This window comes from Streptomyces sp. NPDC058632 (genome assembly GCF_042717095.1).
Taxonomy (GTDB): Bacteria; Actinomycetota; Actinomycetes; order Streptomycetales; family Streptomycetaceae; genus Streptomyces.
Genome location: NZ_JBHXQZ010000146.1, coordinates 1 through 13,507, shown reverse-complemented (window position 1 = coordinate 13,507; position 13,507 = coordinate 1). Strand labels below are relative to the sequence as shown.

13 protein-coding genes and 2 tRNA genes are annotated in these 13,507 nt (G+C 71.8%); 1 reads left to right on the top strand and 14 read right to left on the bottom strand.

Annotated features, from left to right (window positions below; all coding sequences use genetic code 11):
- Positions 1-99: 99 nt before the first annotated feature.
- The 8 genes from ACFWVE_RS33505 to ACFWVE_RS33470 form a co-directional block, all read right to left on the bottom strand.
- A tRNA-Ala gene (locus tag ACFWVE_RS33505) sits at positions 100-172 on the bottom strand.
- A gap of 103 nt (positions 173-275) precedes the next feature.
- Positions 276-509 (bottom strand): hypothetical protein, encoded by a 234-nt coding sequence (locus tag ACFWVE_RS33500; RefSeq protein ID WP_381205359.1) that lies wholly within the window; start codon positions 507-509, stop codon positions 276-278.
- A gap of 328 nt (positions 510-837) precedes the next feature.
- Positions 838-910, bottom strand: a tRNA-Ala gene (locus ACFWVE_RS33495).
- Between the two features lie 98 nt (positions 911-1,008).
- Positions 1,009-1,686, bottom strand: coding sequence for a histidine phosphatase family protein (locus ACFWVE_RS33490; RefSeq protein ID WP_384022537.1), 678 nt, complete (start codon positions 1,684-1,686; stop codon positions 1,009-1,011).
- A complete protein-coding gene (gene rsfS, locus ACFWVE_RS33485) occupies positions 1,677-2,123 on the bottom strand; it encodes a ribosome silencing factor (protein WP_384022534.1) in 447 nt (148 codons plus the stop codon). Before rsfS ends, ACFWVE_RS33490 begins: the two co-directional genes overlap by 10 nt.
- Before the next feature lie 133 nt (positions 2,124-2,256).
- Positions 2,257-4,110 carry a LytR C-terminal domain-containing protein gene (locus tag ACFWVE_RS33480; protein ID WP_384022531.1) on the bottom strand — a complete coding sequence of 618 codons (1,854 nt, stop codon included), beginning with the start codon at positions 4,108-4,110 and terminating at the stop codon, positions 2,257-2,259.
- Positions 4,111-4,126: 16 nt separating this feature from the next.
- Positions 4,127-4,903 (bottom strand): nicotinate-nucleotide adenylyltransferase, encoded by a 777-nt coding sequence (gene nadD, locus ACFWVE_RS33475; protein ID WP_384022528.1) that lies wholly within the window; start codon positions 4,901-4,903, stop codon positions 4,127-4,129.
- Between the two features lie 82 nt (positions 4,904-4,985).
- Positions 4,986-5,150, bottom strand: a complete 165-nt coding sequence (locus ACFWVE_RS33470; protein WP_384022525.1) for a hypothetical protein — start codon at positions 5,148-5,150, stop codon at positions 4,986-4,988.
- Between the two features lie 398 nt (positions 5,151-5,548).
- Here ACFWVE_RS33470 and ACFWVE_RS33465 point away from each other — a divergent pair, with 398 nt between their 5' ends.
- On the top strand, positions 5,549-6,709 hold the full coding sequence (locus ACFWVE_RS33465; RefSeq protein WP_384022522.1) for a M48 family metallopeptidase: 1,161 nt from the start codon (positions 5,549-5,551) through the stop codon (positions 6,707-6,709).
- A 43-nt stretch (positions 6,710-6,752) separates the two neighbouring features.
- Here ACFWVE_RS33465 and ACFWVE_RS33460 read toward each other — a convergent pair whose 3' ends face one another.
- From ACFWVE_RS33460 to ACFWVE_RS33435, 6 genes are all read right to left on the bottom strand, one after another.
- Complete coding sequence (locus ACFWVE_RS33460) at positions 6,753-7,823, bottom strand: hypothetical protein (protein ID WP_384022520.1); 1,071 nt, start codon at positions 7,821-7,823, stop codon at positions 6,753-6,755.
- A gap of 120 nt (positions 7,824-7,943) precedes the next feature.
- Positions 7,944-8,564, bottom strand: a complete 621-nt coding sequence (locus tag ACFWVE_RS33455; protein WP_384022517.1) for a hypothetical protein — start codon at positions 8,562-8,564, stop codon at positions 7,944-7,946.
- Positions 8,565-8,643: 79 nt separating this feature from the next.
- Positions 8,644-9,930 carry a glutamate-5-semialdehyde dehydrogenase gene (locus ACFWVE_RS33450; RefSeq protein WP_384022514.1) on the bottom strand — a complete coding sequence of 429 codons (1,287 nt, stop codon included), beginning with the start codon at positions 9,928-9,930 and terminating at the stop codon, positions 8,644-8,646.
- 124 nt (positions 9,931-10,054) lie between these two features.
- Positions 10,055-10,513 (bottom strand): hypothetical protein, encoded by a 459-nt coding sequence (locus ACFWVE_RS33445; protein ID WP_384022545.1) that lies wholly within the window; start codon positions 10,511-10,513, stop codon positions 10,055-10,057.
- Between the two features lie 144 nt (positions 10,514-10,657).
- A complete protein-coding gene (gene proB, locus ACFWVE_RS33440) occupies positions 10,658-11,764 on the bottom strand; it encodes a glutamate 5-kinase (protein WP_384022542.1) in 1,107 nt (368 codons plus the stop codon).
- Between the two features lie 322 nt (positions 11,765-12,086).
- On the bottom strand, positions 12,087-13,184 hold the full coding sequence (locus tag ACFWVE_RS33435) for a phosphatidylserine/phosphatidylglycerophosphate/cardiolipin synthase family protein (protein WP_384022511.1): 1,098 nt from the start codon (positions 13,182-13,184) through the stop codon (positions 12,087-12,089).
- Positions 13,185-13,507 lie beyond the last annotated feature (323 nt).

Below are 13,507 nucleotides of genomic sequence, written 5' to 3'. Positions count from 1 at the left end.
GGCCGCCCCGGGGGGCGGCCCGCACGGTCGCGCCACCACACCGCCCGACAACGCACAGAGGGCGGATCATCCGATCGGATGATCCGCCCTCTACTGCTGTGGAGCTAAGGAGAATTGAACTCCTGACCTCCTGCATGCCATGCAGGCGCTCTACCAACTGAGCTATAGCCCCAGGTCACATCCCGCCCGGTTGCCCCGGCGGCGACGCCAACTTTACACGGTCATCCGGGCCCGACACCACATCGTTTCCGTTCCGCCCGGTTCTGCCCGCGTTGTCACGCGGTCACGAACGAATAGAAGCGCTTGAGCGTGCAGTGCTCCTCGAGGAGCCGGCCGTAGATCGGTTCACCTTCGAGCTCGCGGTACGTCTCGATCGGGTCGCCTTTTATGATCAGCGCCTGCGCGCACTCCTCGCACCAGTACTGGTAGTCGGGATTGACCGGCTCCATGTCCCGCACGATCGGCGTCCCGCTGCCGCACCAGTCGCACCTTCGCCTGTGTGCACCCATCGCTCAGCTCCAGCTGTGGCCGCAGGCCGTACACACGGAGAAGCGGAAGCGGGTAGAGGTCCGTCGTGTCGACACCCCGCCGAAGAGGTGGTCGACCTCCCCGTGGATGCTCGCAGGCATCAACAACTCCCTCCCGTCGGGCCGCGCCCCCTTCCGGTTGTTTGATTCTGCCACGGCCGGACCAGTACGGTCAGCGACGCCGAGGTACCGGTCGGGACACGGCTGGCCGCCTCGTAGAGGTATACGCCTGTCGGCCGCCTCCTGCTCAACCAGGAACAACAAAAAACCCGCCCTCGTGGTGAGGACGGGATCTTCGTCATGTGATCTGTGGAGCTAAGGAGAATTGAACTCCTGACCTCCTGCATGCCATGCAGGCGCTCTACCAACTGAGCTATAGCCCCGGGTGTTCTTCCCGCTCGGCGGGCGAACAAGAAGAACTTTAGCCTGCGACCTGCCGGAAAGTGAAATCCGGCCCCGGTCCGGGCCGCGGCCCGGGGTTTCAGTCGTCGTCGCCGAGCACCGGTTCCGGCAGGGTGCCGGCGTTGTGCTCGAGCAGCCGCCAGCCGCGGGCACCCTCGCCGAGGACGGACCAGCAGCAGTTGGTGAGCCCGCCGAGACTCTCCCAGCTGCGCGGGTCGAGCCCGAGCAGCCGGCCGATGGTGGTGCGGATCGTGCCGCCGTGGCTGACCACCACGAGCGTGCCGTCGTCCGGGAGCTTGTCGACGTGCCGGAGCACCACCGGAGCGGCGCGGTCGGCGACCTCGGTCTCCAGCTCGCCACCGCCCCTGCGCACCGGGTCGCCGCGCTTCCAGGCGGTGTACTCGTCGCCGTACCTGGCGATGATCTCGTCGTGCGTCAGGCCCTGCCAGACGCCCGCGTAGGTCTCCCGCAGGGCCTCGTCGTGGACCGGCTCCAGACCGGTGAGCGCGGCGAGTTCCGCGGCGGTGTGCGCGGCCCGCTTCAGGTCGGAGGCGACGATCGCGTCGGGCTCGAGGCCGGCGAGGAGGCGGGCGGCCCGGCGGGCCTGGGCGACGCCGGTGTCGGTCAGCTCCACGTCGGTGCTGCCCTGGAAGCGGCGTTCCACGTTCCAGGAGGTCTGGCCGTGCCGCCACAGGATGACGCGGCGGCCCCGGCCTCCGCCGGAACCGGACACCTCACCGGCGGGGCTCACCGCCACTCACCGTCCGGCTCCGCGGCCTCCTCGGCCTCCTTCTGCCGGGCGTGCTCGGCGGCCTTGCCGCGGGTGGCCACGGCGTCCTCGGGCAGCTCCAGCTCGGGGCAGTCCTTCCACAGCCGCTCGAGGGCGTAGAAGACGCGCTCCTCGCTGTGCTGGACGTGGACGACGATGTCGACGTAGTCGAGCAGCACCCAGCGGGCCTCGCGGTCGCCCTCGCGGCGGACCGGCTTGGTGTCGAGCTCCTTGCTCAGCCGCTCCTCGATCTCGTCGACGATCGACTTGACCTGACGGTCGTTGGGCGCGGAGGCCAGCAGGAAGGCGTCGGTGATGGACAGCACGTCACTGACGTCGTAGGCGATGATGTCGTGCGCGAGCTTGTCGGCCGCGGCCTGGGCGGCGGCCTGGACGAGCTCGATGGAACGGTCGGTTGCGGTCACTACAAGGCTTTCGCTCGGCGGTCGTTTGCCCTCAAGGGTCTCACGGACCGCCGGGCGCGACCCACGCGTTTCGGGGGCCCCGGCCGGGATGCCCCGTAGGGAGCACCACGGCCGGGGCCGCGCCGCGGTCCGGTCAGGTGCCCGGCTCGTAGTCCTGGCCCAGGACCACCGAGACCCTGGCGTTCCCGGAGACCTCGCCCTTGGTGACGGACTCGGTGGGCAGTCCCAGGGTCTTGGCGACCTCGGAGGCGTTCTCCTCGTCGGCGTCGTTCGCGTAGACGACCTCGGAGGACGCCGCCGCGGTGGCCGTGCCGCCCTCCAGGAAGGTGAAGCCGCCGTTGAGGAGGACCACCCGGGCCTTCTCGGTGTTGTCCCCGACGCCGGTGGCGTTGCGCACCGAGACGCTGACGGCGGCGTCCTTGTCGGGGCTCTTCGCGGTGCCGCCGAGCACGTCCTTGACCACGCTGTCGCTCGTCTGAGCGGTGAGCGTGCCGTCCTCCTCGACCGGCAGCAGCGCGGTGCTGTGGTCGCCGCCCTTGGCCAGGTCGGCGAGCCGGGCGAGGAAGGAGCCGAGGTCCTTGTCGGTCAGGGGCGGCTCGATGATCTGCCCCAGGGTCTGGATGGTGGTCGTCGCGGCACCCGCGTCGGACGTCATCTTCCGCAGCACCCCCTGCATGACCTGCCCGAACCGCTCCAGCTGGGCGTTCTGGGCCTCGCCGGAGGCGCGGTGGGTGGCGTAGGCGACGGCCATCTTCCCGGTGAGGGTCTGGCTCTTCCCCTTCTTGACCAGGGGGGCCTCGCCCTTCTTCTTGGCGTCCGGGTCGGGCACGTCGGCGTCGGTGTCGATGTCGATGTTGCCGACCAGGTCGACGAGGTTCTGCAGATAGGGCGTGTCCAGCCGCCAGGTGCCCTCGATGTCGGTGCCGAGGGCCGTGTCGAGGGCGCTGCGGGTACCGCCGGAGCCGTCGTCCTCGACCGACTTGGCGAGCGTGGTGGTGGTGCCGTCGTCGGCGGCGAGGGCCAGGGAGTTGGGCAGCAGGACGGTGCTGCCCTGCTTGGTGGTGGTGTTGTCGACGAGCAGCGCGGTGGCGGTGCCGCCCTCCTCGGTGTCGTGCAGGTGGACGACGATGACGTCCCGCTTCTGGGCGCCCGCGGCCGTCGTGGTGCCCGTACCGGCGTCGGAGCCGGAGAGGCCGGGGAGCTTCCCGGCGTACCAGAGGTAGCCGACTCCGCCGGCCGCGACCAGGGCGAGGACCACGACCAGGGCGACGATCCGGCTGCGGGCGCGGCGCTTGGCCTCCTCGCGGCGCTCGGTGCGGTTCTCGGTGAACTGCAGCCAGTCGATGACGTCCTCGGAGTCGTCGTCCGGTTCCTCGACGAAGGCGAACTGCTCGGTGTGGTACTCCCGTTCGGACGCCTCGGAGTGCGCGGCCGGGCGGCCGTCACGGTCGTGGGGGCCGGTCGCGTCGTCGGCCGGACCGGGCTGCTGCGGGATGTGCGCGCTCTGTTCGGTGACCCGGGGCTGCTGCCCGGTGCCGCCCTGCGCGGTCTGCCCGTAGGGGTCGCCGTAGGGGGCGTACGGGGCGGCCGGGCCGCCGCCCTGGGGGGTGTCGTAGCCGCCCTGGGTCCCGTAGGGGTCGTAGGAGGACGTCTGCGGCTGCTGCCCGGTACCCGTCCCTGCCCCGTAGGGGTCGTACGGCTGCGGGGGCTGCTGCGGGCCGCCGGTGGCGTACGGGTCGTAGCCGTAACCTCCGCCGTAGCCCTGCTGCCCCTGGTGCCCGTGGCCCTGCCCGTACTGGTCCTGCTGCCCCTGCTGCCGGTACGGGTCGTACGGCTGCTGCGGGGCCTGCGGGGCCTCCTGGGCGGGCCGGCCCGGTGCCTGGGTATCGGCCTGGCGGTAGACGGGCCGGCCGTACTCGTCGTATCCCACGAGCCCGTACGGGTCGTCCCCGCCGTCGCCGTATCCCGCGTCGTATCGGTCGTTCACCGGTGCCCCTCTCCGCTCACTCGCCGCGGTACAGCTCGCGCTTGGCGATGTAGCGCACGACCCCGTCCGGCACCAGGTACCAGACGGGATCTCCCTTGGCGACTCTCGCACGGCAGTCCGTCGAGGAAATGGCCAGGGCGGGAACCTCGACGAGCGAGACGCCCCCCTCGGGCAGGCCCGCGTCGGTCAGATGATGGCCGGGCCTGGTGACGCCCACGAAGTGCGCCAGGGAGAACAGTTCCTCGCTGTCCCGCCAGGTGAGGATCTGCGCGAGGGCGTCGGCGCCGGTGATGAAGAACAGGTCCGTGTCGGGATTGAGCGCGCGCAGGTCGCGCAGGGTGTCCACGGTGTAGGTGGGCCCGCCGCGGTCGATGTCGATCCGGCTCACCGAGAACTGCGGGTTCTCGACGGTCGCGACGACCGTCATCAGGTAGCGGTCCTCGGCCGCGGAGACCAGCCGGTGGCTCTTCTGCCACGGCTGCCCGGTGGGGACGAAGACCACCTCGTCGAGGTGGAACCGCGCGGCGACCTCGCTGGCCGCCACCAGGTGCCCGTGGTGGATCGGGTCGAAGGTGCCGCCCATGACGCCGAGGCGGCGCTTGCCCGGCTGCGGCAGGCCGCTGCCCGGTCCGTCGGCCCGGCGCGGCGCCGGACGGTGCTCGGCGCCGCTCGCCGGCCGTCCGGCCGTGCCCTCGCCCCCGGCCTCACCCCCGGCCCCGGTCGTGACCGCGGCCCCGGCCGGTTCCCCGGCTGTGCCCTTCGCCGGACCGGTAGGCATGTCCTGCTCTCCCATGCGAGCAGACCCTACCGGCCCTCCCTGAACGGTCCGGCCGCCAGGTACGCCCTCCGACCGCACCCCAACAGGCCCCGGGTGTCTACCGGTCGCGGTTGAAGCGTGTCGTGACCCACAGCAGGAGCAGCAGGGCGGCCAGGACGCAGCCACCCACGAAGTAGGGGTTGAGGCTCTCGTGGTTGCCACTGTGCTCTCCGCCCTCGGCGGCGAGGGTGACCAACTGGGCAGCGGCGCTGGGGAAGCTCATCTTCGGCAGTACCTATCGCGTGTGGGCGGGACAAAGACGTCGGCTCATCGTATGCGGGCGCCCTCCCCCCGATCACTCCGACTCCGCCGTTGCGAATCCCGGTCGCCCCGCCCCGGTCTTCCCGGGCGGGTGGGGGCCGGCCGGCCCACGCAACCATCCCGCGGTCCTGATCGTCCTTCCCGGGGAGCCGGACGGCTCGGGAACGGTGCTCCACGCGCGGTCTCCCGGCCGTGTTGCTCTTCCGCTCCACCGGTCTGCCGGTCCGCGCCTTCTCCACCTAGGCTGGGCCTCGCCTGGGGCGGGTGAAGGAGCGAACAGAGGACCGCCAAGGGACCGTACTGGCAACCGCGAAGGTCAAGACGGACCGCGAAGGTCACACAGACGCACATGGGGGACACATGTCCGACGGCCATCAGCACAACGGGCACGAGAAGGTGCCGAGCAGGCAGCGCAGGCGTTTCCCCGGAATCTCCTCGCGTGCGTACGAACACCCCGCCGACCGCTCCGCCCTGGTGGCGCTGCGCAAGCTGACCGGTTTCGACACGGTCTTCAAGGCCCTGAGCGGTCTGCTGCCCGAGCGCAGTCTGCGGCTGCTCTTCCTGTCCGACTCGGTGCGCGTCTCGGAACGCCAGTTCGCGCACCTCAACGTCATGCTGCGGGACGCCTGCTACATCCTGGACCTGGAGAAGGTCCCGCCGATGTACGTGAACCAGGACCCGACGCCGAACGCGATGTGCATCGGCCTGGACGAGCCGATCATCGTGGTCACCACGGGTCTGGTCGAGCTGCTCGACGAGGAGGAGATGCGGGCCGTCGTCGGGCACGAGGTCGGGCACGCGCTGTCCGGGCACTCGGTGTACCGGACCGTCCTGCTGTTCCTGACGTCCCTCGCGGTGCGGGTGGCCTGGATCCCGCTGGGCAGCGTCGCGATCATGGCGATCGTGACGGCGCTGCGTGAGTGGTTCCGCAAGTCGGAGCTGTCGGCGGACCGTGCGGGGCTGCTGGTCGGTCAGGACCTCCAGGCCTCGATGCGCGGCCTGATGAAGATCGCCGGTGGCAACCACCTGCACGAGATGAACGTCGACGCGTTCCTGGAGCAGGCCGAGGAGTACGACGCCGGGGGCGACCTGCGCGACTCCGTGCTGAAGATCCTCAACGTGATGCCCCGCTCCCACCCGTTCACCACCGTCCGGGCCGCCGAGCTGAAGAAGTGGACGGAGACCCGCGACTACCAGCGGATCATGGACGGCCACTACCCGCGCCGCGACGAGGACAAGGACGCCTCGGTGCGGGACTCCTGGCGTGACTCGGCGAGCAGCTACGCCGGTGATGTGAAGAACTCCAAGGACCCGCTGATGAAGCTGGTCAGCGACATCGCGGGCGGCGCCGGGGACCTGGGCGGCCGGGTCCGTCGCGGCTTCGGCGGCTTCACGTCCTCGGGCCCGAAGCCCGCGCAGGGACCGGACGGGTCCCGGGGAACCGAGGGCGGCCCGCAGGAGCCGGGTACGTCGTCGGGCCCGGACGCCGGGGACGAGCGACCGCCGCGCGACGGCGCCTGAGGCACGGGCACCACGTAACGCCACGGGCGTCCGCGTCCGGGCGTCACATCCTGGGCTGTGCCCCCGCCGCCAGCGAGCCGCACAGGGCCCGGGTGCCGCCCGTGACGTACGGGTCGGTGCCGGCGGGGCCGCCCTCCTCGGCCGTGCCGCCCGCCAGCAGGGGGCGCAGATGGCCCGCGGAGTCCTCGGCGCAGGACAGCGGGCCGGCCTGGACGTAGGAGGCGACGACCTGCGCCTGGTGCAGGCGCAGGTCCTCGCGGTCGAAGCGGAAGTGCAGCTCGCGCCGGACGGTGAAGAGCGACACCCGGGCTCCCGGGTCCGCACCGGCCGGCCGCAGCGCGTACACCGAGGTGTGGTCCGCGGTGACCTCGAGGATGCCGGAGGCGGCCTCGGACGCCTGCAGGGTGCCCCGGACCCGGATCCTGCGGTCGGCCAGCTCCGCGCGGGAGGGGTCGAAGCGGACGAGCCATCCGGTGGGCGCGTGCCGCCCGTCCGGAGCCGGCCGCCTGAAGCTCCGGTCGAACTGGTCCTGCTGGTCGGCGTCGAGCAGGACGCGCACGGTGCGGGTCTCCCCTCCGGTCAGTACCTCGGGGGCGAGCGCGGACCGGACGATGTAGTCCTTCGCGGTGAGCAGCGCCGTCACGACCTGCCCGTCCGAGAAGTGCGCGGTATGCCGGGACGCCGGGAGCGTCACCCCCTCGGCACCGATGCGGAACTGCGCCGCCGGACTACTGTCGTACAACCGTTCGGAATCGGTGGTGCCGGGCACCTTGCCCTCGGGGGCGAGCGGGATCACGGTCATGCGCAGCGGCTCGGCGGCCGCCCCGGCCGCGGGCGTCCGGTAGGGATGCCGCACACCCATGTAGATCGCGGTGCCGAAGGCCACGGCGATCAGCACCACGAGGACCAGCGCCTGCCGGGACAGGCCCCGCCGCCGGCGCGGCCGGCGGCGTACGGCGGGGGCGTGGTCGGTGATGCGCTCCCGGGCGGAGAACTCCTGGAGGCGGGCGGCGCGGACGAAGGTCTCGTCGAAGACGACGGACCGGTACTCGTCCTCGCCACCTCCGGGGGCCCCCTCGGGTGCCCCTCCGGGCGGGTCCGCAGGACCTGCCATGTCTTCAGAGTAGGTCGCGTTGGGCCCGCGTAAACGCCCTGCCGCACGCCACGTTGTGACAGGGTTCCGCTCCGGCCGGGACCCCTTGGCTGACCTGCCGTCGGACCTGCCGGAGACCCGTCAGGGGCTGCTCGGGATCACCGGGACGTCCGGCCGGGAGTAGTCGGCGGAGGCGGACGGGACCGCGCCCCCGCCGCCCTGTTCCAGGCCGGTCGAGGCGGGCGGTGGCACCGGGTCCTGCCGGTTGTCGGCGGAGGACCCCCGGTAGACGGCCGAGAAGGCGAGCGCGACCATGCCGATGCCCATGACGAGGGCGAGCACCCAGGCGACCGGGCGGTGCCAGCGGACCTGTCCGCCGTACGGCCGCCCGGTGGTGAAACCGTAGTCGTCCTCGGGGGTGCCGGTGTCGTCGTCCAGGTCGTCGAAGCCGTCGCCCCGGCGACGGCGGCCGTACCGCCCTTGGCCTCCGTACCCGTCGTCGTACCGCTCGGTCTTCGGGCGGGTGCGGTGGGCCTCGGCCTCCGAGGCCTCGGCTCTGGCCCGGGCGGCGGCAAGGAGGCGTTCGACGGCGGTCGGTTCGTGGACCACGGCCGCGCCGATGAAAGCCTCGTCGAAGACCACGGAGTCGAGCTCTTCGTCCGACACTCCGCGGTCGTGGTCGTCGTCGGGCTCCCCGCCGTCAGGGAACGGCGTGCCCCCCACGTCCTCCGGCACCTCTCCAGAGTAGACCTGAGGGGTCATTTTGGGCAGACGGTACGGAAATTCGTCCGTCTGCCCCCGGGCGCGGGACGGCGGGCCGGCGGGTCAGCGGGCCGCCGGGTCAGCGGCGGACGTGTCCGTCGCCGGTGACGATGTACTTGGTGCTGGTCAGCTCCGGCAGACCCATCGGTCCCCGGGCGTGCAGCTTCTGCGTGGAGATGCCGATCTCCGCGCCGAAGCCGAACTGGCCGCCGTCGGTGAACCGGGTCGAGGCGTTGACGGCGACGGTGGTGGAGTCCACCAGTTGGGTGAACCGGCGGGCCGCCGGCTGTGAGGTGGTGACGATGGCCTCGGTGTGGCCGGAGGTCCACAGCCGGATGTGCTCCACGGCCCGGTCGAGCGAGTCGACGACGGCCGCGGCGATGTCGAGGGAGAGGTACTCGGTCTCCCAGTCCTCGGTGGTGGCCTCCACGACCGTCGCCGCGGAGTCCTTGGCGTACGCCATCACCCGTTCGTCGGCGTGCACGGTGACCCCGGCCTCCGCCAGGGCGTCCAGGGCGCGCGGCAGGAACGCGGGGGCGATGTCCTGGTGGACCAGGAGGGTCTCGGCGGCGTTGCAGACGCCGACCCGCTGGGCCTTGGAGTTGATCAGGATCTCCACGGCGGTGTCGAGGTCGGCGTGGGCGTCGACGTAGACGTGGCAGTTGCCGGTACCGGTCTCGATGACCGGGACGATCGACTCCTGGACGACCGTGTTGATCAGGGAGGCGCCGCCGCGCGGGATGAGGACGTCGACCAGGCCGCGGGCGCGCATCAGCTCGCGCACGCCGTCCCTGCCCTCGCCGGGCACCATCTGTACGGCGTCGGCGGGCAGTCCGGCGCCGCCCACGGCGTCGCGCAGCACCCGGACCAGCGCGGTGTTCGACCGGTACGCGGAGGACGAGCCGCGCAGCAGGACCGCGTTGCCGGACTTCAGGCACAGGGCGGCGGCGTCGACCGTGACGTTGGGCCGGCCCTCGTAGATGATCCCGACGACGCCGAGCGGCACCCGGACCTGCCGCAGGTCGATGCCGTTGGGCAGGGTGGAGCCGCGGACGACCTCGCCGACCGGGTCGGGCAGCGCGGCCACGTCCCGCACGTCCGAGGCGATCGCGCGCACCCGCTCCGGGGTGAGGGTGAGCCGGTCGATCATGCCCTCGCCGATGCCGGCCTCGCGTGCCTTGGCGACGTCCTGGGCGTTGGCCTCGACGATCTCGCTCGCCCGGACCTCCAGCGCGTCCGCGACGGCGAGCAGCGCGTCGTCCTTCACCGCGCGCGGCAGCGGCGCGAGGGTGGCGGCGGCCCCCTTGGCCCGGTAGGCGGCCTGGTTGACCGGGGACATCGAGTCGTACGGCGAAAGCGTGGTCATGAGGGAAGGGTAGTGCGGCCGGGGGGCCGGACCACCGTCATCCCGAACCCCGAGACGCGGGAGTGCCTGCCGTCGCCGGCACGGGGGCCTGCCGCCTCGTGGAGAGCCGGACCGGCCTCCCCTGTCAGAACGGATGTACCCCCACCGGCGTCGCCGGCGCCGGACCGTAGCCCGCGGCGATGCGCTGGTGGTAGGTGGCCCGGTCGATGACCTCCAGGCCGACGATCTCCCAGGGCGGCAGTCCCGCGGTCTGCCGGTGCTCGCCCCACAGCCGCAGCGCCACGGCGGCGGCGTCGTGCAGGTCGCGGGCCTCCTCCCAGTAGCGGATCTCCGCGTGGTCGTCGGCGTACCGGCTGGTCAGCAGGAAGGGGTGGTCGTGGGCGAGCTGTTCCAGGGCGCGGCGGACCTCGGCGACCGGGGCCCGGCCGCCGGAGACGCTGAGGGTGACGTGCCACAGGCGCGGGAGGTCGTGGGGCTCGCCGCTCTGGCAGTGGTCGCCCGCCGCGACGCTGGTCAGGGCGCGTTCCTCGCCGGCCGCACGGGAGCCGGCACCACCGCGGGACGCCGTCGCCCCAGGGCGCACTCGTCTCACGACGGCCTCCTTCACGCACAGGCCGGCCCCGGTGGCCGGGCGGATGTGTCCCTGGGACAAAGTTGAGCAGGCCGCCGGGCGTCGTGGGGCGGTTTTACGGAACGTCCACCACGGGGGGCGGACGATCCGGCACATTTACGGATGCAGGACCACCAGATCGTCCCTGTGTACGACCTCGCGTTCGTACCCGGGTCCGAGCTCGCGGGCGAGGTCGTGGGTGGAACGGCCGATCAGCCGGGGGATCTCCTTGGCGTCGAAGTTGACCAGGCCACGGGCCACCGGCCGCCCCTCGCGGTCCCGCAACTCGACCGGGTCGCCCGCGCTGAACTCGCCCTCGACGCCCGCGATCCCGGCCGGCAGCAGCGACTTGCGGCGCTCGACGACCGCGCGCACCGCGCCGTCGTCGAGGGTGAGCGAGCCCTGCGGGGTGGACGCGTGCTGGAGCCACAGCAGCCGGTCGGCGGAGCGCCGGCCGGTGGAGTGGAAGTAGGTGCCGGTGTCCGCGCCGGCGAGGGCGTCGCCCGCGTGGACGGTGCTGGTCAGCACGACCGGGACGCCCGCGGCGGCGGCGATCCGGGCGGCCTCGACCTTGGTGACCATGCCGCCGGTGCCGACGCCGGCCTTGCCGGCGCTGCCGATCTCGACGTGGGCGAGGTCCTCCGGGCCCCGTACCTGCGCGATCCGCGAGGTGCCGGGCCGGGCGGGGTCGCCGTCGTACACGCCGTCCACGTCGGAGAGCAGGACCAGCAGGTCGGCGTGGACCAGGTGGGCGACGAGGGCGGCGAGGCGGTCGTTGTCGCCGAAGCGGATCTCGTCGGTGGCGACGGTGTCGTTCTCGTTGACGACCGGGAAGGCGCCCATCGCGAGCAGCTTGTCGAGGGTGCGGGAGGCGTTGCGGTGGTGGGCGCGGCGGCTCATGTCGTCGGAGGTGAGCAGCACCTGGCCGACGCGGACGCCGTAGCGGGCGAAGGAGGCGGTGTAGCGGGCCATCAGCAGGCCCTGGCCGACGCTGGCGGCGGCCTGCTGGCGGGCGAGGTCGCGCGGTCGCCGGGTGAGGCCCAGCGGGGCGAGCCCGGCGGCGATGGCGCCGGAGGAGACGAGGACGAGTTCGCGCTCTCCGCCGCTGCGGACTTTCGCGAGGACGTCGACGAGTGCGTCGACCCGGTCGGCGTCCAGGCCGCCCGCCGCGGTCGTCAGCGACGAGGATCCGACCTTGACGACGATCCTGCGGGCCTCGCCCACGGCCTGCCTTGCCCCTGCCACCTGGTGTGCCGTCCCCTCGCGTCTGCTGCACGTCGATCGATCGCTCACCGGGAAATCTACGGGAAGGGGTGGTGCGGTGCGCCGCCGTTTCACGCTGCGGACCGCACCGCGGATCCGTGTCCGGCTCCGCGGCCGACTGCGCCGGCACGCGCTCCTGGGGCCGGTCCGGCGCCATCCCCGCCGACGCGGAGAGGGCCTGCCTCCTGCCCGGGCAGGTCCGGGCACGCGACGACGCCTCCTTTCCCTCCCGGGGCCCCGGGAGGGAAAGGAGGCGCATCAGCCCCTCGGCGGGACCGGTCGGTCATCCCGCAGGGGTCGCGACGGCGAACATGCTCTCGAAGTTCTGACGGTACGCTTCGTGCGGTGCCGTCCCCTCCAGCCTGAGCATCGCCTCGTCGTTGTCGCGCAGCGACGACTCGTCCAGGTTGTGCGATCCGGTGAAGGTCCATTTCGTGTCCTGATGCCCGGCGTAGTCGCCCTCGATCAACACGTACTTGGAGTGGACGAGGTACCCGTCGGCGGTCCTCAGCCGGCGCAGAGCGATGTTGCTGTGCCCGGAGAGCTTGCTCACGTCGTTGCTGTCGTTGTAGACGATGCGTACGGAGCAGCCCTGGTCGGCCAGCGACCCGAGCTTCTGCGCGACCGCGTCCCTGTGCAGGGCCAGGGCCGCCACCCGCACCGTGGTCCCGGCACAGGACACGTTGCCGAGGATGTCCACCATGACGTCCCCGGTCTCCTGCGGGAAAAAGTAGTACTTTTCGGTGCCCACCTTTCCGCTCGTGAAGTAGTTCCCGTTCTTCCTCATCGCGGCCAGGTCGTCGAAGTAACCGCGGTAGGCGGTGTAGAGATCGGTGTTCCCGACGACCGTGTAGGCGTTGTTCCAGTACTTCTCCGTGTTGAGTGAGGTCTGGTTCGCGGAGGTCTGGATCACCACGTCCTCCGCCTCTCCGGCGTCCCCCACGCGCGAGAAGGTGAGGAACTTATTGTGGTTGATCATGCTGCTGCGCCCCGTCGCGACGCAGGCCCCTCCGGTCGTACAGACGTGCACCCACGAGCCCGTGGATTTGTCGGTGCCCAGTGCCCCGATCAGGCTCTGGGTGGCCGCGGAGGACTCGAACTTGGCGTCCAGGACCACTCGCACGGTGACACCGCGCCGGTGGGCGTCGATGAGGGCATCGGTGTAGTCCTGGTCGTTCAACGCGTACAGCGCGGACCGGATCGTCCGGCCGCTCTGCGTGTTGTCGATCGCGGCGATGATGTGGCCCTTCACCGCGTTCTGCTGCGCCGCCGATCCCCTGGGGTCGTTGAACACCGCCCCCGTATTGACCGGTGCGGCCCGCCGGGCCGCCGTGGCCGGAGCCGACGGCAGGAGAAGGGCACCGGCGAGTACGGCTGCCACGGTGGCGCGTCTCGGTATGTGCACAGAGGTGGAAATGGCGACAAGCCTCACTTTCCTTCGACGACAAGGGGTACTCCAAAGCCCACTGCGGTGTCCGCGGGCATCGACCGCACGAGAACCGTCAGAAGTTCCGCGTCACACCCTTGAGCCGGTCAGGACTGCCGGGCACGGAGAAGTGCACCGTACGCCCGGGTTCGAGCCGGCTCTTCGCACGGCCGGGCGGCCTTCGACGCGCAGAGGGACCGGTCCGGAGGCCCCCTGCAACACCGATCGGTCCGATTCGGCCCGTGCCGAAGAGATGTGCGCGGTCGCCTCACCGGTTC

What these genes read in the sequence shown, in the direction of transcription:
- ACFWVE_RS33455 (WP_384022517.1), bottom strand. Translation starts at nt 8,564, where the DNA reads ATGACCCCTCAGGTCTACTCTGGAGAGGTGCCGGAGGACGTGGGGGGC.
- ACFWVE_RS33500 (WP_381205359.1), bottom strand. Translation starts at nt 509, where the DNA reads ATGGGTGCACACAGGCGAAGGTGCGACTGGTGCGGCAGCGGGACGCCG.
- ACFWVE_RS33470 (WP_384022525.1), bottom strand. Translation starts at nt 5,150, where the DNA reads ATGAGCTTCCCCAGCGCCGCTGCCCAGTTGGTCACCCTCGCCGCCGAG.
- ACFWVE_RS33450 (WP_384022514.1), bottom strand. Translation starts at nt 9,930, where the DNA reads ATGACCACGCTTTCGCCGTACGACTCGATGTCCCCGGTCAACCAGGCC.
- ACFWVE_RS33465 (WP_384022522.1), top strand. Translation starts at nt 5,549, where the DNA reads ATGTCCGACGGCCATCAGCACAACGGGCACGAGAAGGTGCCGAGCAGG.
- ACFWVE_RS33460 (WP_384022520.1), bottom strand. Translation starts at nt 7,823, where the DNA reads ATGGCAGGTCCTGCGGACCCGCCCGGAGGGGCACCCGAGGGGGCCCCC.
- nadD (WP_384022528.1), bottom strand. Translation starts at nt 4,903, where the DNA reads ATGGGAGAGCAGGACATGCCTACCGGTCCGGCGAAGGGCACAGCCGGG.